The 25,825-nt window shown below is 64.4% G+C and carries 27 protein-coding genes; 18 read left to right on the plus strand and 9 right to left on the minus strand.

Annotated features, from left to right (window positions below; genetic code table 11):
* Nucleotides 1-6 precede the first annotated feature (6 nt).
* The 3 genes from Q0094_RS03715 to Q0094_RS03725 all read right to left on the minus strand — a co-directional run bounded on the left by Q0094_RS03715 (nt 7) and on the right by Q0094_RS03725 (nt 2,642).
* A complete protein-coding gene (locus tag Q0094_RS03715) occupies nt 7-666 on the minus strand; it encodes a class I SAM-dependent methyltransferase (protein WP_297615384.1) in 660 nt (219 codons plus the stop codon).
* A 43-nt stretch (nt 667-709) separates the two neighbouring features.
* Nucleotides 710-1,672 (minus strand): malate dehydrogenase, encoded by a 963-nt coding sequence (gene mdh / locus Q0094_RS03720; protein ID WP_297615386.1) that lies wholly within the window; start codon nt 1,670-1,672, stop codon nt 710-712.
* Between the two features lie 661 nt (nt 1,673-2,333).
* Nucleotides 2,334-2,642 (minus strand): hypothetical protein, encoded by a 309-nt coding sequence (locus Q0094_RS03725; RefSeq protein WP_297615388.1) that lies wholly within the window; start codon nt 2,640-2,642, stop codon nt 2,334-2,336.
* A gap of 273 nt (nt 2,643-2,915) precedes the next feature.
* On the opposite strand from Q0094_RS03725, the gene Q0094_RS03730 reads away from it, so the two are divergent.
* The 10 genes from Q0094_RS03730 (at nt 2,916) to Q0094_RS03775 (ending at nt 10,327) form a co-directional block, all read left to right on the plus strand.
* The gene (locus tag Q0094_RS03730; RefSeq protein WP_297615390.1) at nt 2,916-3,782 is read left to right on the plus strand and encodes a CoA ester lyase; all 867 of its coding nucleotides are present in this window, start codon (nt 2,916-2,918) and stop codon (nt 3,780-3,782) included.
* Nucleotides 3,782-4,336, plus strand: a complete 555-nt coding sequence (locus Q0094_RS03735; RefSeq protein ID WP_297615392.1) for an NnrU family protein — start codon at nt 3,782-3,784, stop codon at nt 4,334-4,336. Before Q0094_RS03730 ends, Q0094_RS03735 begins: the two co-directional genes overlap by 1 nt.
* A 6-nt stretch (nt 4,337-4,342) precedes the next feature.
* Nucleotides 4,343-4,546 (plus strand): DUF1737 domain-containing protein, encoded by a 204-nt coding sequence (locus Q0094_RS03740; RefSeq protein WP_297615394.1) that lies wholly within the window; start codon nt 4,343-4,345, stop codon nt 4,544-4,546.
* Nucleotides 4,533-5,588, plus strand: a complete 1,056-nt coding sequence (locus tag Q0094_RS03745; RefSeq protein WP_297615396.1) for a MaoC family dehydratase — start codon at nt 4,533-4,535, stop codon at nt 5,586-5,588. The genes Q0094_RS03740 and Q0094_RS03745 overlap by 14 nt, the downstream gene beginning before the upstream one ends.
* A 119-nt stretch (nt 5,589-5,707) precedes the next feature.
* Nucleotides 5,708-6,361, plus strand: a complete 654-nt coding sequence (locus Q0094_RS03750; protein ID WP_297615398.1) for a TorF family putative porin — start codon at nt 5,708-5,710, stop codon at nt 6,359-6,361.
* 280 nt (nt 6,362-6,641) lie between these two features.
* A complete protein-coding gene (gene sdhC / locus Q0094_RS03755) occupies nt 6,642-7,025 on the plus strand; it encodes a succinate dehydrogenase, cytochrome b556 subunit (protein WP_297615399.1) in 384 nt (127 codons plus the stop codon).
* A gap of 11 nt (nt 7,026-7,036) precedes the next feature.
* Nucleotides 7,037-7,408: a succinate dehydrogenase, hydrophobic membrane anchor protein gene (gene sdhD / locus Q0094_RS03760; protein WP_297615401.1), complete on the plus strand. Its 372-nt coding sequence runs from the start codon at nt 7,037-7,039 to the stop codon at nt 7,406-7,408.
* Between the two features lie 8 nt (nt 7,409-7,416).
* Entirely contained in the window at nt 7,417-9,237 is a 1,821-nt protein-coding gene (sdhA, locus tag Q0094_RS03765) for a succinate dehydrogenase flavoprotein subunit (protein ID WP_297615403.1), read from the plus strand.
* Nucleotides 9,238-9,251: 14 nt separating this feature from the next.
* Complete coding sequence (locus tag Q0094_RS03770; protein ID WP_297615405.1) at nt 9,252-9,518, plus strand: hypothetical protein; 267 nt, start codon at nt 9,252-9,254, stop codon at nt 9,516-9,518.
* A gap of 29 nt (nt 9,519-9,547) precedes the next feature.
* The gene (locus tag Q0094_RS03775; RefSeq protein ID WP_297615407.1) at nt 9,548-10,327 is read left to right on the plus strand and encodes a succinate dehydrogenase iron-sulfur subunit; all 780 of its coding nucleotides are present in this window, start codon (nt 9,548-9,550) and stop codon (nt 10,325-10,327) included.
* 93 nt (nt 10,328-10,420) lie between these two features.
* On the opposite strand, the gene trpS is transcribed toward Q0094_RS03775, so the two are convergent.
* Nucleotides 10,421-11,446 carry a tryptophan--tRNA ligase gene (trpS, locus tag Q0094_RS03780; RefSeq protein ID WP_297615409.1) on the minus strand — a complete coding sequence of 342 codons (1,026 nt, stop codon included), beginning with the start codon at nt 11,444-11,446 and terminating at the stop codon, nt 10,421-10,423.
* 103 nt (nt 11,447-11,549) lie between these two features.
* Between trpS and Q0094_RS03785 the strand changes: the two genes are divergently transcribed.
* Nucleotides 11,550-12,233, plus strand: a complete 684-nt coding sequence (locus tag Q0094_RS03785; protein ID WP_297615411.1) for a rhomboid family intramembrane serine protease — start codon at nt 11,550-11,552, stop codon at nt 12,231-12,233.
* Here the strand turns inward: Q0094_RS03785 and murJ are convergent.
* The 3 genes from murJ to Q0094_RS03800 all read right to left on the minus strand — a co-directional run bounded on the left by murJ (nt 12,230) and on the right by Q0094_RS03800 (nt 17,793).
* Nucleotides 12,230-13,837 carry a murein biosynthesis integral membrane protein MurJ gene (murJ, locus tag Q0094_RS03790; RefSeq protein WP_297615413.1) on the minus strand — a complete coding sequence of 536 codons (1,608 nt, stop codon included), beginning with the start codon at nt 13,835-13,837 and terminating at the stop codon, nt 12,230-12,232. The two genes, Q0094_RS03785 and murJ, sit on opposite strands and share 4 nt — an antisense overlap.
* Before the next feature lies 1 nt (nt 13,838).
* Nucleotides 13,839-16,562, minus strand: a complete 2,724-nt coding sequence (locus tag Q0094_RS03795; RefSeq protein WP_297615415.1) for a [protein-PII] uridylyltransferase — start codon at nt 16,560-16,562, stop codon at nt 13,839-13,841.
* A 67-nt stretch (nt 16,563-16,629) separates the two neighbouring features.
* The gene (locus Q0094_RS03800) at nt 16,630-17,793 is read right to left on the minus strand and encodes a penicillin-binding protein activator (RefSeq protein WP_297615417.1); all 1,164 of its coding nucleotides are present in this window, start codon (nt 17,791-17,793) and stop codon (nt 16,630-16,632) included.
* A gap of 128 nt (nt 17,794-17,921) precedes the next feature.
* On the opposite strand from Q0094_RS03800, the gene rsmI reads away from it, so the two are divergent.
* The 3 genes from rsmI (at nt 17,922) to gshB (ending at nt 20,200) form a co-directional block, all read left to right on the plus strand.
* Nucleotides 17,922-18,824 carry a 16S rRNA (cytidine(1402)-2'-O)-methyltransferase gene (gene rsmI / locus Q0094_RS03805; RefSeq protein WP_297615452.1) on the plus strand — a complete coding sequence of 301 codons (903 nt, stop codon included), beginning with the start codon at nt 17,922-17,924 and terminating at the stop codon, nt 18,822-18,824.
* The gene (locus Q0094_RS03810; protein WP_297615419.1) at nt 18,821-19,180 is read left to right on the plus strand and encodes a YraN family protein; all 360 of its coding nucleotides are present in this window, start codon (nt 18,821-18,823) and stop codon (nt 19,178-19,180) included. The genes rsmI and Q0094_RS03810 overlap by 4 nt, the downstream gene beginning before the upstream one ends.
* A gap of 84 nt (nt 19,181-19,264) precedes the next feature.
* Nucleotides 19,265-20,200 carry a glutathione synthase gene (gshB, locus tag Q0094_RS03815; protein ID WP_297615420.1) on the plus strand — a complete coding sequence of 312 codons (936 nt, stop codon included), beginning with the start codon at nt 19,265-19,267 and terminating at the stop codon, nt 20,198-20,200.
* Nucleotides 20,201-20,204: 4 nt separating this feature from the next.
* Here the strand turns inward: gshB and Q0094_RS03820 are convergent, their stop codons facing one another.
* Together Q0094_RS03820 and Q0094_RS03825 are read right to left on the minus strand one after the other, a co-directional pair.
* On the minus strand, nt 20,205-21,743 hold the full coding sequence (locus Q0094_RS03820) for a YifB family Mg chelatase-like AAA ATPase (protein ID WP_297615423.1): 1,539 nt from the start codon (nt 21,741-21,743) through the stop codon (nt 20,205-20,207).
* Between the two features lie 46 nt (nt 21,744-21,789).
* The gene (locus Q0094_RS03825) at nt 21,790-22,482 is read right to left on the minus strand and encodes a glutathione S-transferase (protein WP_297615425.1); all 693 of its coding nucleotides are present in this window, start codon (nt 22,480-22,482) and stop codon (nt 21,790-21,792) included.
* 188 nt (nt 22,483-22,670) lie between these two features.
* Between Q0094_RS03825 and Q0094_RS03830 the strand changes: the two genes are divergently transcribed.
* The 4 genes from Q0094_RS03830 (at nt 22,671) to coaBC (ending at nt 25,781) form a co-directional block, all read left to right on the plus strand.
* Nucleotides 22,671-23,552, plus strand: a complete 882-nt coding sequence (locus Q0094_RS03830; protein WP_297615427.1) for an RNA polymerase factor sigma-32 — start codon at nt 22,671-22,673, stop codon at nt 23,550-23,552.
* Nucleotides 23,549-23,677: a hypothetical protein gene (locus Q0094_RS03835; protein ID WP_297615429.1), complete on the plus strand. Its 129-nt coding sequence runs from the start codon at nt 23,549-23,551 to the stop codon at nt 23,675-23,677. Before Q0094_RS03830 ends, Q0094_RS03835 begins: the two co-directional genes overlap by 4 nt.
* A 28-nt stretch (nt 23,678-23,705) precedes the next feature.
* The gene (locus tag Q0094_RS03840; protein ID WP_297615431.1) at nt 23,706-24,500 is read left to right on the plus strand and encodes a ChaN family lipoprotein; all 795 of its coding nucleotides are present in this window, start codon (nt 23,706-23,708) and stop codon (nt 24,498-24,500) included.
* Nucleotides 24,501-24,584: 84 nt separating this feature from the next.
* The gene (gene coaBC, locus Q0094_RS03845; RefSeq protein ID WP_297615433.1) at nt 24,585-25,781 is read left to right on the plus strand and encodes a bifunctional phosphopantothenoylcysteine decarboxylase/phosphopantothenate--cysteine ligase CoaBC; all 1,197 of its coding nucleotides are present in this window, start codon (nt 24,585-24,587) and stop codon (nt 25,779-25,781) included.
* Nucleotides 25,782-25,825 lie beyond the last annotated feature (44 nt).

The raw sequence follows: 25,825 nt of genomic DNA on the forward strand, positions 1-25,825 counted from the left end.
GCGTCGTCAGGCCAGAAACAGAACCTGTCCCCGTGGCAGGCGGTCGGGTTGCCGGGTGAGCGTCAGCCCGGCCGCCGTGGCCATCGCCGACAATGAGGCTTCGGTCAGATGCCAGGGCGGGCGGTCCGGATGGGTGACGACGCCATCGGGCTGGCGCAGGCTTGCGCTCTCCTGCCCTTCGGGGGCCAGAAAGACGGTGAAGAGAAACACGCGCGGCCCGGGCCAGCGCTGGGCGATGCGTTCGAGCGCAAGGGCCGTGTCGCCGGGCGGCAGGTGGGTGAAGAGGCCGAAGGCGATGAGGTAATCGACATGGGGCGGCAGGCCGGGAAAGGCGAAGGCGGCGTCTTCGATCAGGTGAGCCTCGGGCAAACGGTCAGGATCGGGCAGTTCGACTGCGCGGCCGCGCAGCATCAGGGCGCGGCTGGCATCGGTTGCGTGGTAATGGCCGGGGTCAAGGTAAGGCACCGCCTTGCAGCCCAGCCGCAAAGACCCCGCGCCGATATCGAGAAGCCGATGGCGGGGCTGCATCCCATGCGCCGTGAGCAGCGATAGTTGCAGCCGCCCCGTTTCCTCCCAGCGTCCGCCAACGATGTCGCGGTGGCGCCCTTCGGCCAAGGCGCGGTCGTAGAAGCCGGGGACAAGGTAGGGGGAGGGGGGGTGGGTCATGGGTGGGGGCGGCCCTTTGGGGCATGGGCCGCCGCCGGTTGCATCACTTGAGGCTTTCGTCAATCGCCTTGCACGCTTCGACCAGGCCTTTGACGGCGTTCACCGAATTGTCGAACATCGCCTGTTCGTCGCGGGTCAGCTTGATGGTGACGATGCGCTCGATGCCGCCCTTGCCGATCACGACCGGCACGCCGACATACATCTTTTTCAGGCCGAACTCACCGTCGCAATGGGCCGCGCAGGGCAGGACGCGCTTTTGGTCCTTGAGAAAGGCCTCGGCCATTTCGATGGCCGATGTGGCAGGCGCGTAAAAGGCCGAACCGGTTTTCAGCAGGCCCACGATTTCCGCGCCGCCGTCGCGCGTGCGCTGGACGATCGCATCCATCCGGTCCTTGGTGGTCCAGCCCATCTCGATCAAGTCGGGAAGGGGAATGCCCGCGACCGTCGAATAGCGCACAGAGGGCACCATCGTGTCGCCATGCCCGCCCAGCACGAAGGCGGTGACATCCTTCATCGAGACGTCGAATTCTTCGGCCAGGAAGTGGCGGAAGCGCGCGGAATCAAGCACGCCGGCCATGCCGCAGACCATGTGGGGGGGGAGCCCCGAGAATTTCTGCAGCGCCCAGACCATCGCATCAAGCGGGTTGGTGATGCAGATGACAAAAGCATTGGGGGCATGTTTGGCGATGCCTTCGCCCACCGATTTCATGACCTTGAGGTTGATCCCCAACAGGTCATCGCGGCTCATGCCCGGCTTGCGCGGCACACCGGCGGTGACGATGCAGACATCGGCGCCTGCGATGTCGGCGTAGTCGTTCGTGCCCTTGAGTTTGGCATCGAACCGCTCGGACGGGCCGCTTTCGGCGATGTCGAGCGCCTTGCCCTGTGGTGTTCCCTCGGCGATGTCGAACAAGACGACATCGCCCAGCTCCTTGAGCGCGACCAGATGGGCGAGCGTGCCCCCGATCTGTCCGGCGCCGATGAGCGCGATCTTGGGTCTGGCCATGAGATTGATCTCCGCGTGCCTCATTGATGACGGCGCGAGGGGTATCCCCGCATCGGGTTGCGTGCAAGCCTGCTGCGACGCGGCGGAAAGCCCCAGTGGGCGCTCTGGCTTGGGGTTTTTGGGCAAGCCTCTGAAAGGCTTGGGAAAGGACCGTCCGTGCCGGATGGGGGTGTATTTGCCTTTTCCGTGCCTCGGGCGATGGTGGCGGGGCTGTCCAAGGGTGGCTTTGGCCGATCGCCGGGCTTTGCGGGGTGGCGATTCTGGCGGTGGTGATCGAACCGGGGGGGGCTGGGGCTGGGTCGCGGGGGCGGCCCCGGGGTTTACCAGCCATGTCGCCCAGGCAGGCGGTTCGCCCTTTGCGGTGTTCATGCCGGGCGAGGGCGGGGCATCGACAAGACGCGCTGTCACGCGGCATCGGTGACCATGTTCCGGGTGGTCCATGCGGTCATGCGCTCAAGGCTGCGCTTGACACGATGCCGGGGCTGTTTTCATGGAACCTGCCCGGGTGGCGTGCGGCGCTGATCCCTTTTTGCGCGGGCAGGCAGCCGTATGGGCATCTGCGCGCACATGCTGATCCCCGAGCGGGCATTTTTCGCGGTTGTCTGCCCTTGCGCTGTTGCTGGTGGGGATGAAGCTGTTGTGGGATGGGCTGACCTGATTGCTAAAGCGCTTCGCCGGGGGCAAAGCTTTCGTGGTGTTCGCCCGACGCCATCAGGCAGGTGATGCCGTCAATCCCGGTGACCGTGATCGTCCAGCTTCCGGTCCGATCCGAGACGAACAGCTCCACAATCCGGTTGTGCCCGGCAAGCCCCATCGCGCGGCGTTCTTCGCCAAAGCGGGTGTGAAGTTGTTCGATCACCGCTGCGCGCTGTCCGCAGACCATGGTCTGCTGCGCGGCAAGGCCGTGGGGCAGCGCAAGGGCGCACAGCGCGGCAAGCGCGCCCCGGCTGAGGGGAAAAAGACGATCCATCGCTGTGCCTTTCGGGGCTTTGGCGCAGGGATGACCGGACGGGACAATGCTGCGCCCATCTCGAACCATCCGCGCGCCGGATCATCCCGGTGGCGGCAGATCCCAAGGCTGCCATGGAAGGGTTAAGCGGAGGTGAAGGGTTTTTTCTTTCGTCACCGCCACCCCGCGCGCAATTTTTTTGCTGCGACGCGGCATTCTGTGACTTGCCTTTGCGGGTAAGCTGTGGTCGGAGACGGGCGAAAGCCGCCATGCCCAGACCAAAGGAGAAGGCTGATGGATCCGCGCGCGCGCCCCTATCGCTCTGTGCTGTATATTCCCGGCTCGCGCGACCGGGCGCTGGAAAAGGCGCGCGATCTGGCCGTGGATGCGATCATCTTTGATCTGGAAGATGCGGTTGCGGCCGATGAAAAATCCAATGCCCGCGCGCTGTTGGCGACCCGCCTGGCCGAAGCTGGCTATGGTGCGCGGGCGCAGATCGTGCGCATCAACGGCATGGATACCCCATGGGGCGCCGATGATCTGGCCGCGATTGCCGCCATCGGCCCCGAGGCGATCTTGCTGCCCAAGGTCGGATCGGCGGCGGATGTGGCCGCCGTGGCCGCCCGGCTTGATGCGATCCCTGCGGCCCGGCACACGCGGATCTGGGCGATGATGGAAACGCCCATGGGCGTGCTGAACGCCGCCCAGATCGCGCAGGCGCCGCGCATGGCGGGGTTTGTGATGGGCACCAATGATCTGGCCAAGGATCTGGGATCGCGCACGCGGGGCGCGCTGCACATGGCGTTGCAACATTGTCTGCTGGCCGCGCGGGCGGCGGGGATCATCTGTGTCGACGGGGTCTACAACGCCTTCAGGGACGAGGCGGGGCTGGCCGCCGAATGCGCCGAGGGGCGTGATTTCGGCTTTGACGGCAAGACGCTGATCCACCCCGCGCAGGTGGCGATCGCCAATGCCGTCTTTGCGCCGACCGAGGCGGAAATCGACCTCGCCCGTCGCCAGATCACGGCCTATGAAGCGGCACGCGCCGCGGGCCAGGGGGTGGCGGTCGTGGATGGCCGGATCGTAGAAAACCTGCATGTCGACACGGCACGTGCTACGCTGGCCAAAGCGGACGCAATCGCACAGGGGGAAGCAGCGTGATGGGATATGGTGTTTTGATCGCGGGGATCGCATTGTTCGCGGTGCCCCATTGGGCCCGGCGGCTGGTGCCAGACCGGCGCGCCGCATGGGGTGACAAGGGCAAGGGCGTCTTGTCGGTGCTGATGCTGTTGGGTGTGGTGGCGATGGTGATCGGCTATCGCAACGCGGGCTTCGTGAACGTCTGGGTGCCGCCCGCCTTCATGACGCACATCGCCAATCTGCTGATCCTGATCGGGTTCTGGTTCTTTGCGCTTTCGGCCATCAATGGCACGATGGCCGCACGGGTGCGCCACAAGCAGTTGACCGGCGTCAAGGCATGGGCGGTTGCGCATCTTCTGGTCAATGGCGATCTGGCCTCGATCCTGCTGTTCGGGGGGATGCTGGCCTGGGCGGTGGTGTCGGTCATCTTGATCAACCGGGCCAACCGCGCCTGGGACAGGCCCGCGCATACCAGCGTGCTGAAGGATGTGATCGCCCTTGGTGTGGGCGCGGGGCTCTATGCGGTCGTGGCCGCAATCCATACATGGCTGGGCTACTATCCGTTTCCGATGTGAGGCTGCATGAAAATCTACCGTTTGCTGACCGAGGATGACACCTCGGCGTTCTGCCACAAGGTATCCCTGGCGCTGTCAAAGGGCTGGGTGCTGCATGGCGATCCGGTGATGTCGTTTGACGCGGGCCGCGGCGTGATGCGCTGCGGTCAGGCCGTCACCAAGGACATCGACACCCCCTACAGCCCCGAGATGAAGCTTGGGGCACAGTAAGGTGTCGGCGACCAAGACCAACCCGGGGCGGTTTTTCGAGGATTACCGGCTGGGTGAGGTGATCACCCACGCCGTGCCGCGCACCGTGTCGGGGGGCGAACGCGCGCTGTATCACGCGCTTTACCCCGCGCGGCACGCCATAGCGTCATCCGACGCGTTTGCGCGCGCCTGTGGGCTGCCAGCCAGCCCGATGGATGATCTGATCACCTTTCACACGGTGTTTGGCAAATCTGTGCCGGATATCTCGCTGAATGCGGTGGCCAATCTGGGCTATGCCGAAGGGCGGTTTCATCGCCCTGTCTGGCCGGGCGATACGCTGTCGGCGCGCTCCGAGGTGATCGGGCTGAAACAGAATTCCAACGGCAAGACCGGGGTGGTTTATGTCCGCACCCAAGGGCGCAACCAGCGGGACGACGTCGTGCTGGAATATGTGCGCTGGGTGATGGTGCGCAAGAACGACCCCGATGCACCGGCCCCCGCCCCGGTGGTGCCCGATCTGGCGCCGGCCGTCGATGCGGGCGCGTTGATCATCCCCGACGGTCTGGATTTCAGCCGCTACGATTTCGCGTTGGCGGGCGAGCGGCATCGCCTGGGCGATTACACCCCCGGCGAGATCATCGACCATGTCGATGGCGTGACCATCGAGGAAGCCGAGCACATGATGGCCACGCGGCTGTGGCAGAACACGTCGAAAACCCATTTCGACGTGACCCCGCGGGCCGATGGCAGGCGGCTGATCTATGGCGGCCATGTCATGTCGATGGCCCGTGCGCTCAGCTTCAACGGGCTGGCCAATGCGCAGATGATCGTGGCCATCAATGGCGGTAGCCATGCCAACCCCTGTTTTGCGGGCGACACGCTGCGGGCATGGTCCGAGGTGCTCGACATCGCGCCGACGCAGGCCCCGGGTCTGGGCGCGATCCGGTTGCGGCTGGTGGCGGTGAATGCCGACGGGCAGGCTGGCGCCTTGCGGGACGCCGAGGGCAGATACCGCGCCCATGTCTTGCTCGATCTGGATTACTGGGCACTCATGCCTGTTTAAGTGGCAGCCTTGCCATATGTCTTTGCAAGATGACGGTCGCGCCTTGGGTTCATCTGGACAAGGCGCGCGATTGTGACGTTTCTATGTATCGACAAATTCCGGCATAAAAGGTGTTCACAGTGTCTATCTTCCGCCTCTCCCTGTCCGTTTCTGCCTTGCTTGTTGTGGCCGCCCCTGCCTTGGCGCAAGATGTGAGTGTGTCGGCCGGTGTGTCGCTGCTTACCGAATATGAAAGCAACGGAACCCGCCAATCCGACGGCCCGGCGGTTCAGGGGTACATCCAGGCCGACCTCGATGGCTTTTACGCCGGCATCTGGGCGTCCAACGTGGACCCGGTCATCCTTGGGGGCGATCGGCTCGAATATGACCTGTATCTGGGCTATGCCAACACCGTCGGCACGTTCAGCTATGATCTGGGCTATGCACGCTACTATTACAACGACAGCGGATTTTGCTGTGGCGATGTGATCTTTTCGGGCGAGATGGCGCTGTCGGATGCGATTTCCGTTGGCGCGCGGTTCTCGAGCGACCCGGATGGCTTTGACGTCATCAACAGCCGCCTCTACGGCAGCCTTTCCCTGACCGATGCGGTGTCGATGGATGCCCGCTATGGCGACATCAGCGGCGAAGATGGTCACAGCTACTGGAGCGTGGGCATCAATCACGCCGTCAGCGAAGCTTCGGCGGTGTTTGCAAGCTTTCACGGCACATCCATCGAAGATGAGGACAATCTGTTTCTTGCCGGTGTCTCGATCGATTTTTCGCTGCGCTGATCGGCCTTTCCGATCCATCGCATGAGGATGGCCTTGCCGCGCCGATGCTGACCAGCACGGCGCGGTTTCCGTTTTGGCGGTGCTCTTGCTTTGGGTCGATCATGTGGATTGTTTGTGATCACAGAAAGAATTCAAGTGATCACAAACCATCCATCTGCGGCGTTACGACCCAATCCTTTGCTTTGCAAGGTGATCGCTTGCAGGTGACAGGGATAAAAAATGCGCTATGCATTGTCTCGACAACCGCCAGACCTTTGAAGCAGTCGGAAGGGCCCAAACCATGGCCGATGTGAACCGCGGAAATCGCCCGCTTTCCCCGCATCTTACGATTTATCGCCCACAGCTGAATTCGATCACCTCGATCCTGGTGCGCATCACCGGCAATGCCTTGATGGTGGGCGCGATCCTGGTCGTGTGGTGGCTGATGGCGGCTGCCAGCGGCGCGGCCTATTTCGGGGTCATCGACGGGCTCATCACCTCGGTTCTGGGGGATCTGGTGATGGCGGGTTCGGCTTTGGCGCTATGGTATCACGCGCTGGGCGGTGTGCGGCACCTGATCTGGGACACGGGCCGCGCGCTGGATGTGGCCAGCGCCGACAGGCTGGGCTGGGCGATGATCATCGGTTCGGTCGTCTTGACCGCGCTGACCCTGATCGCGATCTGACGGAGGGCAAGATGGCTTATGTGACCGACCGCAAACGCGTGACGGGGCTTGGCTCTGCCAGATCCGGCACCCAGCAGCATTGGACGATGACCGTGACCTCGGTGGCCTTGTTGCTGCTGACGCCGTTCTTCTTGGTCATCATCGGCGGTCTTTTGGGCCAGCCCCATGCCGATGTGCTGGCCAGCCTGTCGCGGCCGGTGCCCGCGCTGGTGGTGGCGGCCTATCTGGTCGTGGGCATGCATCACATGCGTTTGGGCATGCAGGTGCTGATCGAGGATTATACCCGTGGGTTGAGCCGCAAGATCGGGCTGATCGCAACCACGATCCTGTGCTACGGGCTTGCCGCGGGCGGGCTTGTGGCGCTGGCGCAGATTGCACTGTGAGGATACAGATGAAAGACACACTTTCCCCCGCCTATGCGCTGACCACGCACAGCTACGACGTTGTTGTCGTGGGTGCGGGTGGTGCGGGCCTGCGCGCGACATTGGGCATGGCGGAACAGGGGCTGAAAACCGCCTGTATCTCGAAGGTGTTTCCAACGCGCTCCCACACCGTCGCCGCACAGGGCGGCATCGCGGCCAGCCTTGGCAACATGGGCCCCGACCATTGGCACTGGCACATGTATGACACCGTCAAGGGGTCGGACTGGCTGGGCGATACGGATGCGATGGAATACCTTGCGCGCGAGGCGCCCAAGGCGGTCTATGAGCTGGAACATTACGGCGTGCCGTTTTCGCGCACCGAGGATGGCAAGATCTATCAGCGCCCCTTTGGCGGGCACACGACCGAGTTCGGCGAAGGCCCCCCGGTGCAGCGCACCTGTGCGGCCGCCGACCGCACGGGGCATGCGATCTTGCACACGCTCTATGGTCAATCGCTCAAGAACAACGCCGAATTCTACATCGAGTATTTCGCCACCGACCTGTTGATGAATGATGCGGGCGAATGCGTGGGCGTGGTGGCGTGGAAGCTTGATGATGGCACCATGCATGTGTTCCGCGCCAAGATGGTGGTGCTGGCCACCGGCGGCTATGGGCGCGCCTATTTCTCGGCCACCTCGGCGCATACCTGCACGGGCGATGGCGGCGGCATGGTCGCGCGTCAGGGGTTGCCGCTTCAGGATATGGAATTCGTGCAATTCCACCCCACAGGGATCTATGGCGCGGGATGCCTGATCACCGAAGGCGCGCGGGGCGAAGGTGGCTATCTGACCAATTCCGAAGGCGAACGCTTCATGGAGCGTTACGCGCCCACCTACAAGGATCTGGCAAGCCGGGATGTGGTGTCGCGCTGCATGACCCTCGAAATCCGCGAGGGGCGGGGCGTGGGCAAGGATGGCGATCACATCCATCTGCACCTCAACCATTTGCCGCCTGAAACGCTGGCCTTGCGCTTGCCGGGCATCTCGGAATCGGCGCGCATTTTCGCGGGCGTCGATGTCAACAAGGAGCCGATCCCGGTTCTGCCGACCGTGCATTACAACATGGGCGGCATCCCCACGAATTACTGGGGCGAGGTGCTGCGCCCCACCGCGAAAAACCCCGATGCGATCGTGCCCGGCCTGATGGCCGTGGGCGAGGCGGGCTGTGCATCCGTGCATGGCGCGAATCGTCTGGGATCAAACAGCCTGATCGATCTGGTCGTGTTCGGCCGCGCCGCCGCGATCAAGGCGGGCGGGGTCGTGGACCGTGACAGCGCGGTGCCCGATGTGCCGAAAGCCGCGCTCGATTTCGCGCTGTCGCGCTTTGACGACATCCGCCATGCGTCGGGCACTGTCGCCACCGCCGAGTTGCGGCTGGAGATGCAAAAGACGATGCAGGCCGATGCCGCCGTGTTCCGCACCGACAAGACCCTGGCCGAAGGCGTTCAAAAGATGAAGAGCGTCGCCACCAAGATGGATGACATCAAGGTCACGGATCGCTCGATGATCTGGAACTCGGATCTGATGGAAACGCTGGAACTGACCAACCTGATGCCCAATGCGATGGCGACCATCGTCTCGGCCGAGGCGCGCAAGGAAAGCCGTGGTGCGCATGCGCATGAGGATTACCCCGATCGCGACGACACGTCATGGCGCAAGCATTCGCTGGCGGTGGTCGATGGGGCATCGGTGGATCTGGCGTATCGCCCGGTCCATCTGAACCCGCTGATCGGCCATAACGAAGGCGGCATCGATCTGGACCGCATCAAGCCCAAGGCGCGGGTCTATTGATCCGGGCCCTGGTCATGGGTGCTCTTGCGCTGTCGGTGCTGACGGCTTGCGACAGCGTGGTCAGCGCCGATCAAGCCTATGAGCAATGCTCTGAACGTGCCCGCCTTGCCGCACAACCGCGCGGCCAGATCGGGATCGGTGCGGGCTCTGCCGGGCCGGCCGCACGCGCCGAATTGACCATCACCAGCGATTTCATCGCGCGGCGCGACCCGCAGGTCGTCTATGACACGTGTTTTCGAAATCTCACCGGCGCAGGTCCGACGCGGCCCCTGATCCTGTGACGACACTCCAGACCCCGAGGATATGATCCATGGTCGAACTGACGCTCCCCAAGAATTCCAAGGTCCGCACCGGCAAGACATGGCCCAAGCCGCACGGCGCCAGCAACCTGCGCAAGTTCCAGATCTACCGCTGGAACCCCGATGACGGCGAGAACCCGCGCGTCGATACCTATTGGGTCGATATGGACAGCTGCGGCCCGATGGTTCTGGATGCGCTGATCAAGATCAAGAACGAGATCGACCCCACGCTGACCTTCCGGCGCTCCTGTCGCGAGGGGATTTGCGGATCTTGCGCCATGAACATCGACGGCATCAACACGCTGGCCTGCATCTATGGCATGGATGAGATCAAGGGCGATGTCAGGATCTATCCCTTGCCGCATATGCCGGTGATCAAGGATCTGATCCCCGATCTGACGCATTTCTATGCCCAGCATGCCTCGATCATGCCCTGGCTGGAAACCAGGACCCAGCGCCCCGAAAAGGAATGGCGTCAGTCGATCGAAGATCGCGACAAGCTGGACGGGCTGTATGAATGCGTGATGTGCGCCTGCTGTTCGACCTCTTGCCCGTCCTATTGGTGGAACGGTGATCGCTATCTGGGGCCTGCGGCACTGCTGCATGCCTATCGCTGGATCATCGACAGCCGGGACGAGGCGACGGGGGAGCGCTTGGATGAGCTGGAAGATCCCTTCAAGCTTTACCGCTGCCATACGATCATGAACTGCGCCAAGACCTGTCCCAAGGGGTTGAACCCCGCCAAGGCGATTGCCGAGATCAAGAAGATGATGGTGGAACGCCAGCTTTGAGGCGGGCGAATTTTCGTACGAAAATTCGCAAGATGCGATTATTCGTACGAATAATCGATAGGCCCCTGCCCAAAAACCGGGCAGGGCTTTTCGTCAGCTGCGCAACATGCCCACGATGTCATAGGTTTTCGCCAGGATCGGCATGGTGATCGCGCGCGCGCGCTCGGCCCCGCGCCCCAGAATGCGGTCGATTTCCGCTGGATCGGCCATGAGCCGCGTCATTTCGGCCGAAATCGGCGCAAGCCTGTCCACCGCCAGATCGGCCAGCGCCATCTTGAAGTGACCAAACAGCGCGCCCTGATGCTGGTCCAGCACCATTTGCGGCGTGATATCGGCCAGCGCTGCATAGATATTGACCAGATTTCGGGCCTCGGGCCGGGCGTCGAGCCCGACCAGCACTTCGGGCAGCGGATCGGGGTCGGTCTTGGCCTTGCGGATCTTTTTGGCGATCTCGTCGGCGCTGTCGGTCAGATTGATGCGGGTCTTGTCGGACGGGTCGGATTTCGACATCTTCCTCGTGCCATCTTGCAGGTTCATCACCCGCGTGGCCGCCCCTTCGATCACGGGCTCCGTGATGGGAAAGAAATCGATGCCGTAGTCGTGGTTGAACTTGGCTGCGATGTCGCGGGTCAACTCGATATGCTGTTTCTGATCCTCGCCCACCGGCACATGGGTGGCGTGGTAGGCCAGGATATCGGCAGCCATCAGCGCCGGATAGGCAAACAGCCCAAGGCTGGCGGCTTCGGCGTTCTTGCCGGCCTTGTCCTTCCACTGGGTCATGCGGCCCATCCAGCCCATGCGGGCGATACAGTTGAAAATCCAGGCCAGCTGCGCGTGTTCGGGCACCTGGCTCTGGTTGAACAGGATGGATTTTTCCGGCTCGATGCCGATGGCCAGAAAGCCCGCGCACAGCTCGCGCGTGTTGTGGCGCAACTGTGCGGGGGGGGGCAGGGTGGCGGTGATCGCGTGCAGGTCGACCATGCAGAAAATCGTCTCATGCGTGCCTGCGTCTTGCATTTCGACAAAGCGCTTCATCGCGCCAAGATAATTGCCCAGCGTCAAGCCGCCCGAAGGCTGGATGCCGGAAAACACGCGCGGGGTGAAAGCGGTCTGTGCCATGATCGGTCCTTGGCCTGGGTCAGGGGCGCAGCCCCTCTGGCCAAGCGCCGCGTCATCGCTTACCCACGGGGGACGTTGGCGTCAACCAAAGGGCGGGTCGGCCATGGACGAGCACAGTATTTCCCCCTTCAACGCCTTGCCCAAGGTTGTGGTGGCGCTTGCCGTCGTGATCTTTGGCCTTGAGGCGATGTTTCAGGCCGCGACCGCCGGGCTTTTGGGGGGGGCCGCCGGGGTCGGATGGCGCCTTGATGCGATCCGCGATTTCGCCGTGTTCAACGAGATCGCGGCCTATATGTGGGACAATGGCGTGGTCCTGCCCGATGCCTTGCTGCGGTTGGTGAGTTATCCCTTGATCCACACCGGGCTTGTGCATGCGGGCTTTGTGGTCGTGTTCATCCTGGCCATCGGCAAGATGGTGGCCGAGGTGTTTTCGCCCTTGGCCTTTGTGATCATTTTCTGGGGCGCGGCCATTGCGGGGGCCTTGGGCTTTGTCGTGTTGATGGACAGCCCCTATCCGCTGGTCGGCGGCTATCCGGGTGTCTACGGGCTGATCGGGGCCTTCACCTTTCTCATGTGGGTCGATGCGGGCGCGCGTGGCGGCAATCGCTATCGCGCCTTTGGGCTGATCGGCATGCTTTTGGCGATCCAGCTGTTGTTTGGCGTGATCGAAGGGCAATTTGGCACTGTGGTGGCCGATCTGTCAGGATTTGCCACTGGCTTTGTACTGTCCTTCGTGCTGGTTCCCGGCGGCTGGCGGCGTATTCTGGCGCGGCTCAGGTCGCGTTAACGCCGCCGCAGCGCATCGCGGAATTCGGCCACGCGAAAGGCGCCGACCAGCTGGCCCGCAAGACCATAAAGCCCGATGCCGCCCAACACCAACGCCAACAGCGCCACATAGCGCAGCCCCGATGTGTCCAGCATGGGCGCCAGAGCCGTTGCCGCGATCACAAGGCCCAAGCCCATGATCAGCGATGCCAGAACGATCTTGCCCATGCGCTGCATGTAGCGCGCGTCAAAGCGCGCGGCCTCGCCCATGGCGCGCTTGCCGCGCAACAGCAGCCAGACCATCGTCCAGCCCGCCACGCTTGTGGCCAGCGCCGCACCGATGAAACCGATGACATAGGACAGCCCGATGGCCACCACGGCATTGACCACCATCGCCACAAGCGCAAAGCGAAACGGGCTGCGCGTGTCTTCGCGTGCGAAATAGAGCGGTTGCAGGACTTTTTGCAGCACGAATGCCGGAAGCCCCAGCCCATAGGCTGCCAGTGCCAGCGCGGTTTGCGCGGTGTCCTGGGCGGTGAATGCGCCGCGTTCGAACAGAACCGACACGATCGGCGCCGGGATCACGCAGAGCGCGACAGCGGCAGGCACGGTCAGCGCAAGGCTGATTTCACCCGCGCGGCTGAGCGCTTGGCGTCCGCCCGCGCCATCGCCGGCCTGAAGCTTGCGCGACAGGTCGGGCAACAGCACCACGCCGATGGCGATGGCCACAACCCCCAGCGGCAGTTGATAGAGACGATCGGCCAGCGACATCCACGCGATGGCGCCCTCGAAAAAGCTGCCGACCTGACGGCCGACCAGCAGGTTGATCTGAACCACGCCCGCCGCCAGCATCGCGGGCAGCATGATCACAGCCAGCTTGCGCATGTCGGGCGTCAGGCGCGGCCAGTGCGGCACCAGCCGAAAGCCGATGCGTGCGGCCATGATCCAGACCCAGACCAGCTGTGCGATCCCGGCCAGAAGAATGCTCCAGACCATCAAGGTGCCGTGATGCAGCCCGGTCAGCGCTGCGTCGGTTTCGGTATCGACCGCGATCGTGGCCCCCGCCAACAGGCCGCTTTCGGCCAGAACCAGCGCGCCGATCAAGATCAGGTTCAGCAAGATCGGCGCCGCCGCCGCCGCCGCAAAGCGCCCCGTGGCGTTCAACAGCCCCGACACAAGGGCGGCCAGCGAAATGAACAGGATGTAGCCAAAGGCCACGCGCCCCAGATCGACGGCCAATTCAAGGCGCACGTCGCCCGCAAAGCCGCCCGCCATCGCCAGCACGAACCACGGCATGGCCAGCTGGGCCACCAGCGTCAGGGCGATGAGCAGGCTGGCCAGACCGGAAAAGGCATCGCGCGCAAAGCCCAGCGGGTTTTCGCCGGCCTCGAGCTTTTTCGAGAACATCGGCACGAAGGCCGTGTTGAACGCGCCTTCGGCGAAAAAGCGGCGAAACATGTTGGGCAGCGAAAAGGCGATGAAGAACGCTTCGGCCACGGGACCGGTGCCCATATAGGCCGCGATCAGGATGTCGCGCACAAACCCAAGAATGCGGCTGGCAAGCGTCCAGAAGCCCACGGTGACAAAGCCCGCGATCAGGCGGATGGGGCGGGCCACCGATGCCATCTCAGGCGCCCGCCCGTTCGGCCACGCGCGCGATCGCGTCGCGCAGCTTGCGCTCCAGCGCTTCTTGGCGGGATTTGGCGTGCAGCTTCAGGCCGAACATGTCCTTGACGTAAAAGGTATCGACCACCTGCGCGCCATAGGTGGCGATCACGGCCGATGAGATATAGATGTGCGACGCCGCCAGCGTCTTGGTCAGATCATAGAGCAGGCCGGGACGGTCGCGGGTGTCGACCTCGATGATGGTGTAGATTTCCGATCCGTCATTGTCGAAGGTGATATTGGTCGGAACCTTGAAGGGGCGCTCGCGCTTCTTGATCTTTTCGCGGCTTTCCAACGCGCGCGAGGCCACGACCTCGCCCTTGAGGGTCTTGTCGATCATGTCGCGCAGACGCGGCAGGCGGCGGGCCTCATAGGGGTTGGCTTCGGCGTCCTGCACCCAGAAGACGGCGGTGGCATAGCCATCCTTGGAGGTGTAGGTGCGCGCGTCCACCACATTGGCGCCCACCAGCGACAAGGCACCCGCCAGGCGGCTGAAAATGCCCGGATGATCGTTCAGCGCGAAACAGACGCGCGTGGCGTCGCGGTCAAGGTCTTCGCGTGTGTCGATGCGGATTTCATCGGCCCCAAGGCCGCGCAGCATTTCCGCAAATGTGACCTGTGTCGCCAGATCCAGACCCTGCCAGTAGGGGCCGTAATGGCGGTCCATCTCGGCCTTGAGATCGGGCTTTGACCAGCCGCCCAGCGCGTCACGAAGCGCGCGCTTGGCCTCGCCTTCCAGCTTGTCGCGGTTGAGATCCTCAAGGCCGGTATCAAGCGCCATGGCGGTCGCGCGGTGCAGCGCGCGCAAAAGCGTCGCCTTCCAGTTGTTCCAGGTGTTGGGGCCGACGCCACGAATGTCGCAGACCGTCAGCACCGTCAGCAGATCCAGCCTTTCGCGCGTCTTCACCGCCTTGGCGAAATCGCGGACCGTGCGCGGGTCGGCGATGTCGCGTTTTTGCGCCATGTCCGACATCAACAGATGGTAGCGCACCAGCCATTCGACCGTTTCCGTCTCGGCGGGCTTGAGCCCCAGACGCGGCCCCAGGCCGCGCGCGATGCGGGCGCCGACAATGGAATGGTCTTCCTTGCGGCCCTTGCCGATGTCGTGCAGCAGGCAGGCGATATACAGAACCTTGCGGTTCACCCCCTCCTTGAGAATGCCAGAGGCGACCGGCAATTCCTCTTGCAACTCGCCGCGTTCGATCTGGGCCAGTGTGGAAATCACCTGGATGATATGCTCGTCCACCGTGTAGCTGTGATACATGTTGAACTGCATCATGGCCACGATGGGGCCGAATTCCGGCAAGAACGCCCCCAGAACGCCCAGCTCGTTCATCCGCCTGAGCGCGCGTTCGGGATTGCCATGCTTGAGCAGCAGATCAAGGAAGATACCCACCGCTTCGGGGTCGCGGCGCATCTCGTCATCGATCAGCTTGAGATGGGCCGAGACCGCGCGCATCGCATCGGGATGCAACAGATAGCCGGTGCGCAGCGCCTCTTCGAACAGGCGCAGCATGTTGAGCTTGTCGGCAAAGAAGGCCGTTTCGTTGCTCAGGCTGATGCGGTTTTGCTTGACGACATAGCCGGGCTTTAGCTTTTTGCGGCGCGTGCGCCCGCGCAGGAATCCCAAAAGCCCCGGTTCTTGCTTGACGTGGCGCGCCTCCAGCTCGGTCAGGAAGATGCGGGTCAATTCGCCCACGCGGGTGGCATGGCGGAAATAATCTTGCATGAAATGCTCGACCGCGCGGCGCCCCGAATGGTCGCGGTAGCCCAGCCGTTCGGCCACCGCGACCTGATTGTCAAAGGTCAGCTGATCTTGCGCGCGTCCCGCGATCAGATGCAGGTGGCAGCGCACCGCCCACAAGAAGCGCTCGGCCGCGTCGAAGGCTGCGAATTCTTCGGGCAGGAACACACCCAGATCGACCAGATCGGCCGCCCGGCCCACGCCATGTTCATATTTCGCGATCCAGTAGAGCGTCTGCAGATCGCGCAGGCCGCCTTTGCCTTCCTTGACATTCGGTTCGACCACATAGCGCTGGCCACCTTGCTTCTTGTGGCGGTTGGCGCGTTCTTCCAGCTTGGCCTCGATGAATTCGCCCACCGTGCCGCGAAACAGCTGGTCGCGCAGCGCGGTCTGAAGATCGGCGCCGATCACGCGCTCGCCGGCCAATTGGCGCATTTCCAACAGGCTGGTGCGGATCGTCACATCCTGTTTGCCAAGCTTGAGACAGTCCTTGATCGTGCGGCTGGCATGGCCGACCTTCATGTGCAGGTCCCACAGCATGTAGAGCGCGGATTCGATCACCTTTTCCATCTGGGGCGTGATCCGGCGCGCGGTCACGAACAAAAGATCGACATCGGAATGCGGCGCCATCTCGCCGCGCCCATATCCGCCCACGGCCATGACCGCCATCGCGTCGCCCGCGCCATCGGCGTCAGGGCCGGGATGCAGATGGGCCTGTGACACGTGCAACACGCCGCGCACCAGACCATCGGTCAGGTGGGTGTAGGCCCGTGTGATGCGCCGTGCGGTCAGGGGCTGGGCGGCGATGCCGGCCTCGATGGCTGCGCGGCCGCTGTCTTGTGCGGCCTGCAAGATCCGGGTGGCTGTGGCCCGGATCAGGGCGGCATCGAGCAGCCCGGCAAGTGCGGCATCCAGATCGATGCGCAATCGCGTCTCGTCCATGACCGCAGCGGACGGCGCGATCAGCTCGCCCGGTTCGGAAGGGACAGGGGAAAGGGTCGGGTTTCGATCAGAAGCCGAAACCGGCAAGGCGTCTTGGAGCGGGGTCAATCACGGCCACCTGATTGTCAATGACTTGCGCTATGGCCATCGCGCGTTCATTCGTGCCATCGCCGCGCAGGCGGAATACGCCGTTCGCGCCCTGAAAACCAGCGCTTGCCGAAAGATTTTGTGGCGTGAGCCGACCGGTCGTGATGACGGTTTCGCCCACGGCCCGGATCGCGTCATATCCCAGCCCCCCAAGGATATGCGACGGGCCACCATAAGCCGCCGCATAGCGGGTGTCGAAGCCGGCGCTGGCTTGCGGGTCGGGAAGCGCGAACCAACCGCCCTGCAGCCCCGAGAGTTCCAGCGTTTGCGGCGGCGTGTCCCAGCGGGTCAGCCCCATCATCTGAACCGTGGCGGTATCGAGGCCGTTCTCGGGCAGCAATTGCGCCAGAAACGGCAAGGCGCCCGCGCTGTCTGCGGTCAGCATCACGGCATTGGCGCCGCCATCGCGCACGGCCGAAACGATCCGCGGTACCGCGTCGATCACGCCGCCTTGCGAAAATTCATAAGGCACCACCGAAACGATGCTGGCATTCACGGATCGTGCGGCATTGAGAACCGCATCGCGCGCCACCTCTCCGGCAAGGTTTTGGCCATGCGCCACCACGATCCGGCTGCGCCCTTGCGATGCAGCAAAAGAGATGACCCGTGCCGCCGAATTCTGGAAAGTATGGCCCAGAACGAAGACATTGCCGCCCGCGATCTCGGTGTTGTTGGAAAAGCTCAGCACGGCAATGTCAGAATTGGCCACGGCCACGCCCACCGCGGCGGCTGCATCCGAGCGCAAGGGCCCGAGAATGACATCGGCGCCCGCAGCCACCGCTTCGCGCGCCACCGCTGCTGCCCGTGCCGCCTGACCGGCGGTGTCGTAGACCGTGATTTCGATCGTCACGCCCGAAAGGTCCGCCGCCGCCATCCGGGCCGCATTCTCAAGACTGCGCGCGATGACCGCATCGCCACCTTGCGCCGATGTCATCGGCAAAAGCATCGCGACCTGCACGGTCTGCCCGCTTATGCGCGCCCCTGTGCCCGGGGTCGTTGCCTGACAGCTGGCAAGGATCGCGGTGATCGCGATCAGACCCGCAATCTGCCGGGGCTTGCGGAGAAGACGCAAAACGGAAATCATCGTAACCTACCTCTGACGGACGCGGCCATGCTATCGCCACTAGGCTAAGGGGTTCGTCGACACAAGTAAACGATCCCGAGAGGCAAGGGGCCCGACAGATGCAGGGATCGACAGGCGGAACGACACCGATGGATCAGGATGATCAGACCGACATGGCGGCGGGGATGCGCGCGCGGCCATTGGTGGCGGGGCTTTATCTGGTCTCGACCCCGATCGGGGCTGCGCGCGACATCACGCTGCGCGCGCTTGATGTTCTGGCCGGCGCGGACGTGCTGGCGGCCGAAGACACCCGCACGCTGCGCCATCTGATGGATATACATGGCATCAAGCTGGGCGGGCGGCCGCTTGTCGCCTATCACGACCACAATGGCGCCGAGGCCCGCCCGCGCATCCTGCGCGCGCTTGCCGAGGGAAAGAGCGTCGCCTATGCCTCCGAGGCGGGCACGCCGATGGTGGCCGATCCGGGCTATCAGCTGGCGCGCGCGGTGATCGAGGCGGGGTTGCCGGTGACGGCCGCCCCCGGCCCCTCGGCCGCGATCATGGCGCTCAGCCTGTCGGGGTTGCCGTCGGACCGGTTCCTTTTCGCGGGTTTTCCACCTTCGCAAGCCGGCGCGCGGGCGCGCTGGCTGGACGAGATCGGGACAGTGCCCGCGACCATCATCCTGTATGAAAGCCCCAAGCGCATTTACCGATTGTTAGGGGAATTGTGTGAGCGGTGGGGCGATGGGCGTGATGCGGCGCTCTGCCGGGAGCTGACCAAACGTTTCGAAGAGGTGCGGCGCGGCACTTTGGGGGCGTTGCGCGATGGGCTGGTTGATGTCGCGCTCAAGGGCGAGATCGCGCTGGTCGTGGGGCGGCCTTTGGCCGTGGCGGCCGACGCGGCCGATGTCGATGCGGCACTGCGCGCGGCCTTGGGGCGGTTGCACGTCAAGCAAGCAGCCGCCGAGGTCGCCGAAGCCCTGGGATTGCCGCGGCGCGATGTGTATCAGCGCGCGCTGGCGCTGAAGGATGGGGATGGGGATGGGCGATGAGCGGCTTGAAATCCTATCTGACGGGCAAGGCGGCCGAGGATGCGGTGCTGGCGGCCTATTGCGCGACGGGCCACAGGCTGGTGTGCCGCCGCTGGCGCGGGCCGGGCGGTGAGATCGATCTGGTTCTGGAAAAGGCCGGAGAGGTCGTTTTTGTCGAAGTGAAAGCCTCGCACAGCTTTGCAGCGGCGGCCGCGCATGTGTCGCGCCCCCAGATCGCCCGGCTTTTGGCCAGTGCCGAGGCGGGGTTGGGCTATTTCGGCAAGGGTGCGCTGACGCCCATGCGCTTTGATGTGGCTTTGGTCGATGGGCAGGGGCGGATCGATGTCATTGCCAACGCGCTTCAGGCGGGTTGTTGACCGCGCCGGGCCTTAGCCCGGCCTTGCGCCCGGGCCCGTCGCGCGCCAAACAGGGGCGACGCGCAACGCCCGGGAGATTGGACCATGAAGGTCGCCTTTCAGATGGACCCGATCGGGTCGGTCAATATCGATGCCGACAGCACATTCCGCTTGGCCGAAGAGGCGCAAGCGCGCGGTCATGAGCTGTTTTTCTACACCCCCGACCATCTGAGCTACCGCGAGGGGCGCATCATGGCGCGGGCGCATGCGCTTGCGGTGCAGCGGGTGCGCGGCGATCACGCGCATCTGGGGCCGGTGATGGATCTGGATCTGGCCGATGTCGATGTGGTCTGGCTGCGCCAGGATCCGCCGTTTGACATGGGCTATATCACCACCACCCATCTGCTGGACCGGCTCAAGGGGCAGACGCTGGTGGTCAATGACCCGTTCTGGGTGCGCAACAACCCCGAAAAGCTTTTGGTCCTCGATTTCCCGGAACTGACGCCGCCCACCACGATTGCGCGCGATCTGACGGTGTTGCGCGCCTTCAAGGACCGGCATGGCGACATCATCCTCAAGCCGCTTTACGGCAATGGGGGCGCGGGGGTGTTCCGGCTGCCCGAAAGCGACCGCAACCTCAATTCGCTGCATGAGCTGTTTACCGGCATGAACCGCGAGCCGCTGATCGCGCAGAAATACCTGCCCGATGTGGCCATGGGCGACAAGCGGATCATTCTGGTCGATGGCGTGCCGGCGGGGGCGATCAACCGGGTGCCGGCGGCGGGCGAGACGCGGTCGAACCTGCATGTGGGCGGGCGGGCGGAAAAGATCGGGCTGACCGCGCGCGAACATGAGATCTGTGCCGCCATCGGCCCGCGCCTGAAAGAGATGGGGCAGGTGTTCGTCGGCATCGATGTGATCGGCGGCTATCTGACCGAGATCAACGTCACCTCGCCCACGGGCATTCAGGAACTGGAACGCTTCGACGGCATCAATGTGGCGGCCATGATCTGGCACGCGATCGAGGCACGACTGGGCTGAGGCGTCAGCCCGCACCGCCCATCAGCCGGTAACCCACCGCTTCGGCGATATGGGGCTGGCTGATTGTGGCATCGCCCTCAAGATCGGCGATGGTGCGCGCAAGGCGCAAGATGCGGTGATAGCCGCGCGCGGTCAGCTTGAAGCGGTCGGCGGCCTTGAGCAAAAAGGCCTTGGCTGCGGCATCGGGTGTGGCGATCTCATCCAGAAGCGCGCCTTCGGCATCGGCATTCACCCGTGCCCCGACCCCCAGTGCGGCGAAGCGATCCCCTTGTCGTTTGCGCGCGACCGCCACGCGCTTGGCGATATCGATGCTTTTCTCTCCATTGGCGGGCAGGTCCAGATCGGCATAGGCGACCGGCGGCACCTCGAGCCGCAGATCGAAGCGGTCCATCAGGGGCCCCGAGATGCGGCCCATGTAATCGGCGCCGCACAGGGGCGCCCGGCCACAGGCCTGTGCTGCATCGTAAAGCTGGCCGCAGCGGCAAGGATTGGCCGCCGCGATCAGCAGGAAGCGGCAGGGATAGGTGACATGCGCATTGGCGCGCGCCACGACCACATCGCCGGTTTCGATCGGCTGGCGCAGCGTTTCCAGCACCGCGCGGGGATATTCGGGAAACTCATCGAGAAACAGCACGCCATTGTGCGCCAGGCTGATCTCGCCGGGTTTCGCGCCGCGCCCGCCGCCCACGATGGCGGCCATGGATGCGGTGTGATGGGGCGCGCGATAGGGGCGCGCGCGCGATATGCCGCCATCGCTGAGCAATCCGGCAAGCGAATGGATCATCGAGGTTTCCAGCGCCTCGGGCGCCGACAGCGGCGGCAAGATGCCGGGCAGGCGCGCGGCCAGCATCGATTTGCCTGAACCGGGTGCGCCCACCATCAGCAGGTGATGGCGGCCTGCGGCGGCGATTTCCAGCGCCCGCTTGGCGCGTTCCTGTCCGCGCACCTCGGACAGGCATTTCAGATGCGGTGTATCGATCACCTCGCCGGGGCGGGCGGGGTCCATGGGGGCGCGGTCGGTCAGATGGGCGATCAGGTCGGCCAGCCTGTGGGCGGCAAAGACGGGCGTGGCGCCAACCCATGCCGCCTCGGCGCCGCAACCGGCCGGGCAGAACAGCACCCGCCCATCTTCGCCCGCCGCCAAGGCCGTGGGCAGCGCGCCGATGACCGGCACCAAGGTGCCATCAAGCGACAATTCCCCCAGCGCCATCGCGTTTTCCACCCGGTCACGCGGGATGATGTCGAGGGCTGCCAACAGCGCCAGCGCAATGGGCAGGTCGAAATGCGACCCTTCCTTGGGCAGATCGGCGGGCGACAGGTTCACGGTGATGCGTTTGGACGGCAGCGCGATCGCCATGGCCGACAGCGCCGTGCGCACCCGTTCGCGCGCCTCCGACACGGCCTTGTCGGGCAGGCCCACGACCGTGAAGGCCGGGATGCCGGGGGTCACGGCGCATTGCACCTCCACCCGGCGCGCGTCGAGGCCTTCGAACGCGACGGTCTGGATGCGGGCGAGGCTTTCGGGGCGCGCGGCGTCAAACATGGTTAACGTTTACGCCCGAAGCGTTACCGAAAGGTAAATACAGCCCTCAGCGTTCGGGTGGGGCGATGGGAAACGGCACGCGCGGCAGGCCCATCTCATAGGCGGTCTGCTCGGGGCCATCGGTCAGGCCGATTGCGCGCCATTGCCGAAGCGGCGGATGCGCAAGATGGGCCGCGACATAAGCGTGTGCCGCGCTGGACACCGGCAGGCCATAGCCCGCGATGCGCATGGCGACGGGCGCGTAGAACACATCGGCCAGCGTGTAGGTGCCGAACAGGAACGGGCCACCCGACCGTGACAGCGCGCGCGACCACAAGCCATCGATCCGCGCCAGATCGGCCAGAACCGCATCGGATGGTTTGAACCCCGCCCAACCCGTGCGCAGGTTCATCGGACATGCGGCGCGCAGCGCACCAAAGCCGGAATGCATTTCTGCGATCAGGCTTTGCGCCATGGTCCGATCGGTGGGGTCTCGCGGCAAAAGCCCATGATCGGGAAAGGTTTCGGCCAGATGCCAGGCAATCGCGATGCTGTCGCTCAACACCCCGCCCTGCGGTGTCTTGAGCGCCGGCACGCTGCGCAGGCCCGGGGCAAACGCTTCAAGCGCGCGGGCAAAGCCGTCGTGATACAAGATGGTGCTGTGCAGCGTGACCGGGATGCCAAAGGCGCCAAAGGGCAGCCAGCCGCGCAACGACCAGCTGGAATAGGAGCGGTCGCCGATCATCAAGGCATAGGGCATGGGGGTCGCTTTCGGAAAACAGGGGCCTGTCGCGCAATCGCGACATCGTGATGGCAGATCTGGGCGGGTTCTATGCGGCGGCGTGAAATTTTCCATCCCCAAAAGTGAACCAACCGCGATCTGGCTGCGTAGAACTTAACAGAACGTGACTTGCCGATGCGTGATCAACAGGAACCGGGAGGTCCCAGATGGCACTGGACATGGGTGGAGATCAGAACCTCAGCCGCCGCGCGATGCGGGCCGAGCTTCTGGATGCAGAAACGGAATTGCGTCTGGCCTATGCCTGGCGCGACCAGCGCGATGAAGAGGCGCTGCACCGCCTGGTGACAGCCTACATGCGCCTGGCCATTTCGATGGCCGCCAAGTTCAAGCGCTATGGCGCGCCGATGAATGACCTGATCCAGGAGGCCGGTCTGGGCCTGATGAAGGCCGCTGACAAATTCGACCCGGATCGGGGCGTGCGCTTTTCGACCTATGCGGTCTGGTGGATCAAGGCGTCCATTCAGGATTATGTCATGCGCAACTGGTCGATGGTGCGCACCGGATCGACATCTTCGCAAAAATCCCTGTTTTTCAACATGCGCCGGGTTCAGGCCCGGCTCGAGCGCGAGGCGCAGGCCGCAGGCCAAAGCCTCGACAAGCACCAGCTGCGCCAGATGATCGCCACCGAAGTGGGCGTGCCGCTGCATGATGTCGAGATGATGGAGGGCCGGCTGGCCGGGTCGGATTATTCGCTGAACGCGACCCAATCGGTCGATGAGGATGGCCGCGAATGGATCGACGCGCTGGAAGATGACAGCGCGCAGGCCGCCGAGCTTGTCGAGGCCAGCCATGACACCCGGCAATTGCGTGATTGGCTGATCGCCGCGATGCAGGCGCTGAACGATCGCGAACGCTTTATCGTGCGTGAACGCAAGCTGCGCGAAGAACCCCGCACGCTCGAAAGCCTTGGCGAAGAGCTGGGCCTGAGCAAGGAACGCGTGCGCCAGCTTGAAGCCGCCGCCTTTGCCAAGATGCGCAAGACGCTCGAGGCGCAATCCAAGGAGGTCCGGTCATTTTTCGCCGCATGATCCTTCACGCGCCGCTGGCGCTTTTGGCGGGGCTGTTCATCCTGTCCATCACCATCGCGGCACCCGGTGCGCAACCGGCTGCCGCCGACCGCAACCCGTCACAAACCATTGCCTTCCTGCGCTAGGGCTGTGGCATGGTGCTTGCGCCTTGCCGTGGCATGCGCCCTGTGTCTGGGTGCACTCAAGGCCGTGGCGCAAGAGGCGGAGCTGTCTGACATCTTGCGCGCAGCGCAGGGCGCCCAGATCCTGATCCTGGGTGAGGTGCATGACAACCCCGGTCATCACGCAAGACAGGCCGAGATTCTGGATCGGCTGATGCCGTCGGCTGTGGTGTTTGAAATGATTTCGGCTGATGCGGCCGCGCGCATCACGCCCGATCTGGCCCGCGACCCAGCGGCCTTGGCGCTTGCGCTTGACTGGGCCAATTCCGGTTGGCCCGATTTCGCGTTTTATGCCCCCCTGTTTGCCCTCGGGGCACAGGTTCCCGTCTATGGCGCGCATCTGGATCGCGCGGCCGTGCGGGCGGCGTTTGATCGGGGGGCTGCGGCTGTCTTTGCGGGTGACAGCGCGCGCTTTGGTCTGAACGACGCCTTGCCCCAGGCCGAACAAACCGCCCGCGAGGCCGAACAGATGGCCGCCCATTGCGATGCGCTGCCCGACCATCTCCTGCCCGGCTTCGTCGAGGCCCAGCGCTTGCGCGATGCCGCGCTGGCCATGGCGGCACTGGCCGCATGGGATGCCCATGGTGGCCCGGTTGCGGTGATCACGGGCAATGGCCACGCACGGCGCGATTGGGGGGTGCCCGCGCTTTTGGCCCGCGCCGCGCCCGAGGTTGCGGTCTTTGCGCTGGGCCAGTTCGAGGCTCTGCCCGGGGGTGATGTGCCCTTTGACCGGTGGGCGATGTCGGCCCCGGTGGACCGCCCCGACCCCTGTGCCGCCTTTCGTTGAGTGCGCCATCATCGGCAGAGTTTGACATTGCCCTTGGCCGGGTGCGGCCCTAACCTTTGGCGCTGTGAAACAAGGCGGCTCATCATGCTGGCGGACAAGCGGATTCTTCTGATCATCGGCGGCGGCATCGCGGCGTACAAGGCGCTCGACCTGATCCGGCGACTGCGCGATCAAGGTGCAAGCGTGACCCCGGTTCTGACGCGGGCGGGCGAGGCATTCGTGACGCCCCTGTCGGTGTCCGCCTTGGCGGCGCACAAGGTCTATCGCGACCTGTTCGACCTGACCGATGAGGCGGAAATGGGCCATATCGAGCTGAGCCGCGCCGCCGATCTGATTGTCGTGGCGCCGGCCACCGCCGATCTGATGGGCAAGATGGCGGCGGGTCTGGCCGGTGATCTGGCCACAACGCTTTTGCTGGCGACCGACAAGCGCGTGTTGATCGCGCCCTCGATGAATGTGCGGATGTGGGATCATCCCGCCACGCGGCGCAATCTGGCGCGGTTGCTGGCCGACGGCATTTTGGTTGTGGGACCGAACGAGGGGCCCATGGCCTGTGGCGAATTTGGCCCGGGCCGCATGGCCGAGGTGCCCGAGATCGTGGCCGCGATCGGCGCGGCGCTGGGCAATGGGCCGCTCAAGGGGCGCCATGTGCTGGTCACATCCGGCCCGACCCATGAACCCATCGACCCGGTGCGCTATATCGCCAACCGATCCTCGGGGGCGCAAGGCACCGCCTTGGCCGCCGCGTTGCGCGATCTGGGCGCACGCGTCAGCTTCATCACCGGCCCGGCCCTTGTGCCCCCGCCCGCCGGGGTGGCGGTGATCGCGGTCGAAACGGCGCTTGAGATGGCCGATGCGGTGGCGGCAGCCCTGCCTGCCGATGCGGCTGTCTTTGCCGCCGCCGTGGCCGATTGGCGCGTGGCCAACCCCGCCGCGCAAAAGATGAAAAAGGATGGCACAGGCGCGCCGCCCTCGCTGGATTTTGCGGAAAACCCCGACATTCTGGCCCGTGTGGCCCAAATGGGGGCCGGGCGCCCGCGTCTTGTCGTGGGATTTGCCGCCGAAACCGAGACGGTGGTGGCCCATGCCACGGCCAAGCGCGCGCGCAAGGGGTGCGACTGGATCGTGGCCAATGATGTCTCGCCTGAAACGGGTATCATGGGGGGCGCGGAAAACGCGGTGACGCTGATGACCGCCCAAGGCGCGGAAAGCTGGCCGCGCCTGCCAAAGGTCGAGGTCGCCCGGCGGCTGGCCTTGCGCATCGCAGAGGCCTTGGCCTGAGTTGCAGCCGCGCATGCGTATTTTGGGAAAGATGAAGGGGGCGG

It is taken from the genome of uncultured Roseicyclus sp., from assembly GCF_937892565.1.
Classification (GTDB): domain Bacteria; phylum Pseudomonadota; class Alphaproteobacteria; order Rhodobacterales; family Rhodobacteraceae; genus Roseicyclus.

Bases quoted from the DNA above. Each gene is read 5' to 3' on its own strand.
- Q0094_RS03775 (WP_297615407.1), top strand. From the start codon at position 9,548: ATGGTCGAACTGACGCTCCCCAAGAATTCCAAGGTCCGCACCGGCAAG.
- Q0094_RS03820 (WP_297615423.1), bottom strand. From the start codon at position 21,743: ATGTTTGACGCCGCGCGCCCCGAAAGCCTCGCCCGCATCCAGACCGTC.
- sdhD (WP_297615401.1), top strand. From the start codon at position 7,037: ATGGCTTATGTGACCGACCGCAAACGCGTGACGGGGCTTGGCTCTGCC.
- Q0094_RS03770 (WP_297615405.1), top strand. From the start codon at position 9,252: ATGGGTGCTCTTGCGCTGTCGGTGCTGACGGCTTGCGACAGCGTGGTC.
- Q0094_RS03795 (WP_297615415.1), bottom strand. From the start codon at position 16,562: ATGGACGAGACGCGATTGCGCATCGATCTGGATGCCGCACTTGCCGGG.
- rsmI (WP_297615452.1), top strand. From the start codon at position 17,922: ATGGATCAGGATGATCAGACCGACATGGCGGCGGGGATGCGCGCGCGG.
- sdhC (WP_297615399.1), top strand. From the start codon at position 6,642: ATGGCCGATGTGAACCGCGGAAATCGCCCGCTTTCCCCGCATCTTACG.
- Q0094_RS03735 (WP_297615392.1), top strand. From the start codon at position 3,782: ATGGGATATGGTGTTTTGATCGCGGGGATCGCATTGTTCGCGGTGCCC.
- Q0094_RS03715 (WP_297615384.1), bottom strand. From the start codon at position 666: ATGACCCACCCCCCCTCCCCCTACCTTGTCCCCGGCTTCTACGACCGC.
- murJ (WP_297615413.1), bottom strand. From the start codon at position 13,837: ATGGCATCGGTGGCCCGCCCCATCCGCCTGATCGCGGGCTTTGTCACC.
- sdhA (WP_297615403.1), top strand. From the start codon at position 7,417: ATGAAAGACACACTTTCCCCCGCCTATGCGCTGACCACGCACAGCTAC.
- mdh (WP_297615386.1), bottom strand. From the start codon at position 1,672: ATGGCCAGACCCAAGATCGCGCTCATCGGCGCCGGACAGATCGGGGGC.
- Q0094_RS03825 (WP_297615425.1), bottom strand. From the start codon at position 22,482: ATGCCCTATGCCTTGATGATCGGCGACCGCTCCTATTCCAGCTGGTCG.
- Q0094_RS03725 (WP_297615388.1), bottom strand. From the start codon at position 2,642: ATGGATCGTCTTTTTCCCCTCAGCCGGGGCGCGCTTGCCGCGCTGTGC.
- Q0094_RS03800 (WP_297615417.1), bottom strand. From the start codon at position 17,793: ATGATTTCCGTTTTGCGTCTTCTCCGCAAGCCCCGGCAGATTGCGGGT.
- Q0094_RS03835 (WP_297615429.1), top strand. From the start codon at position 23,549: ATGATCCTTCACGCGCCGCTGGCGCTTTTGGCGGGGCTGTTCATCCTG.
- gshB (WP_297615420.1), top strand. From the start codon at position 19,265: ATGAAGGTCGCCTTTCAGATGGACCCGATCGGGTCGGTCAATATCGAT.
- trpS (WP_297615409.1), bottom strand. From the start codon at position 11,446: ATGGCACAGACCGCTTTCACCCCGCGCGTGTTTTCCGGCATCCAGCCT.
- Q0094_RS03730 (WP_297615390.1), top strand. From the start codon at position 2,916: ATGGATCCGCGCGCGCGCCCCTATCGCTCTGTGCTGTATATTCCCGGC.
- Q0094_RS03810 (WP_297615419.1), top strand. From the start codon at position 18,821: ATGAGCGGCTTGAAATCCTATCTGACGGGCAAGGCGGCCGAGGATGCG.
- coaBC (WP_297615433.1), top strand. From the start codon at position 24,585: ATGCTGGCGGACAAGCGGATTCTTCTGATCATCGGCGGCGGCATCGCG.
- Q0094_RS03785 (WP_297615411.1), top strand. From the start codon at position 11,550: ATGGACGAGCACAGTATTTCCCCCTTCAACGCCTTGCCCAAGGTTGTG.
- Q0094_RS03830 (WP_297615427.1), top strand. From the start codon at position 22,671: ATGGCACTGGACATGGGTGGAGATCAGAACCTCAGCCGCCGCGCGATG.
- Q0094_RS03740 (WP_297615394.1), top strand. From the start codon at position 4,343: ATGAAAATCTACCGTTTGCTGACCGAGGATGACACCTCGGCGTTCTGC.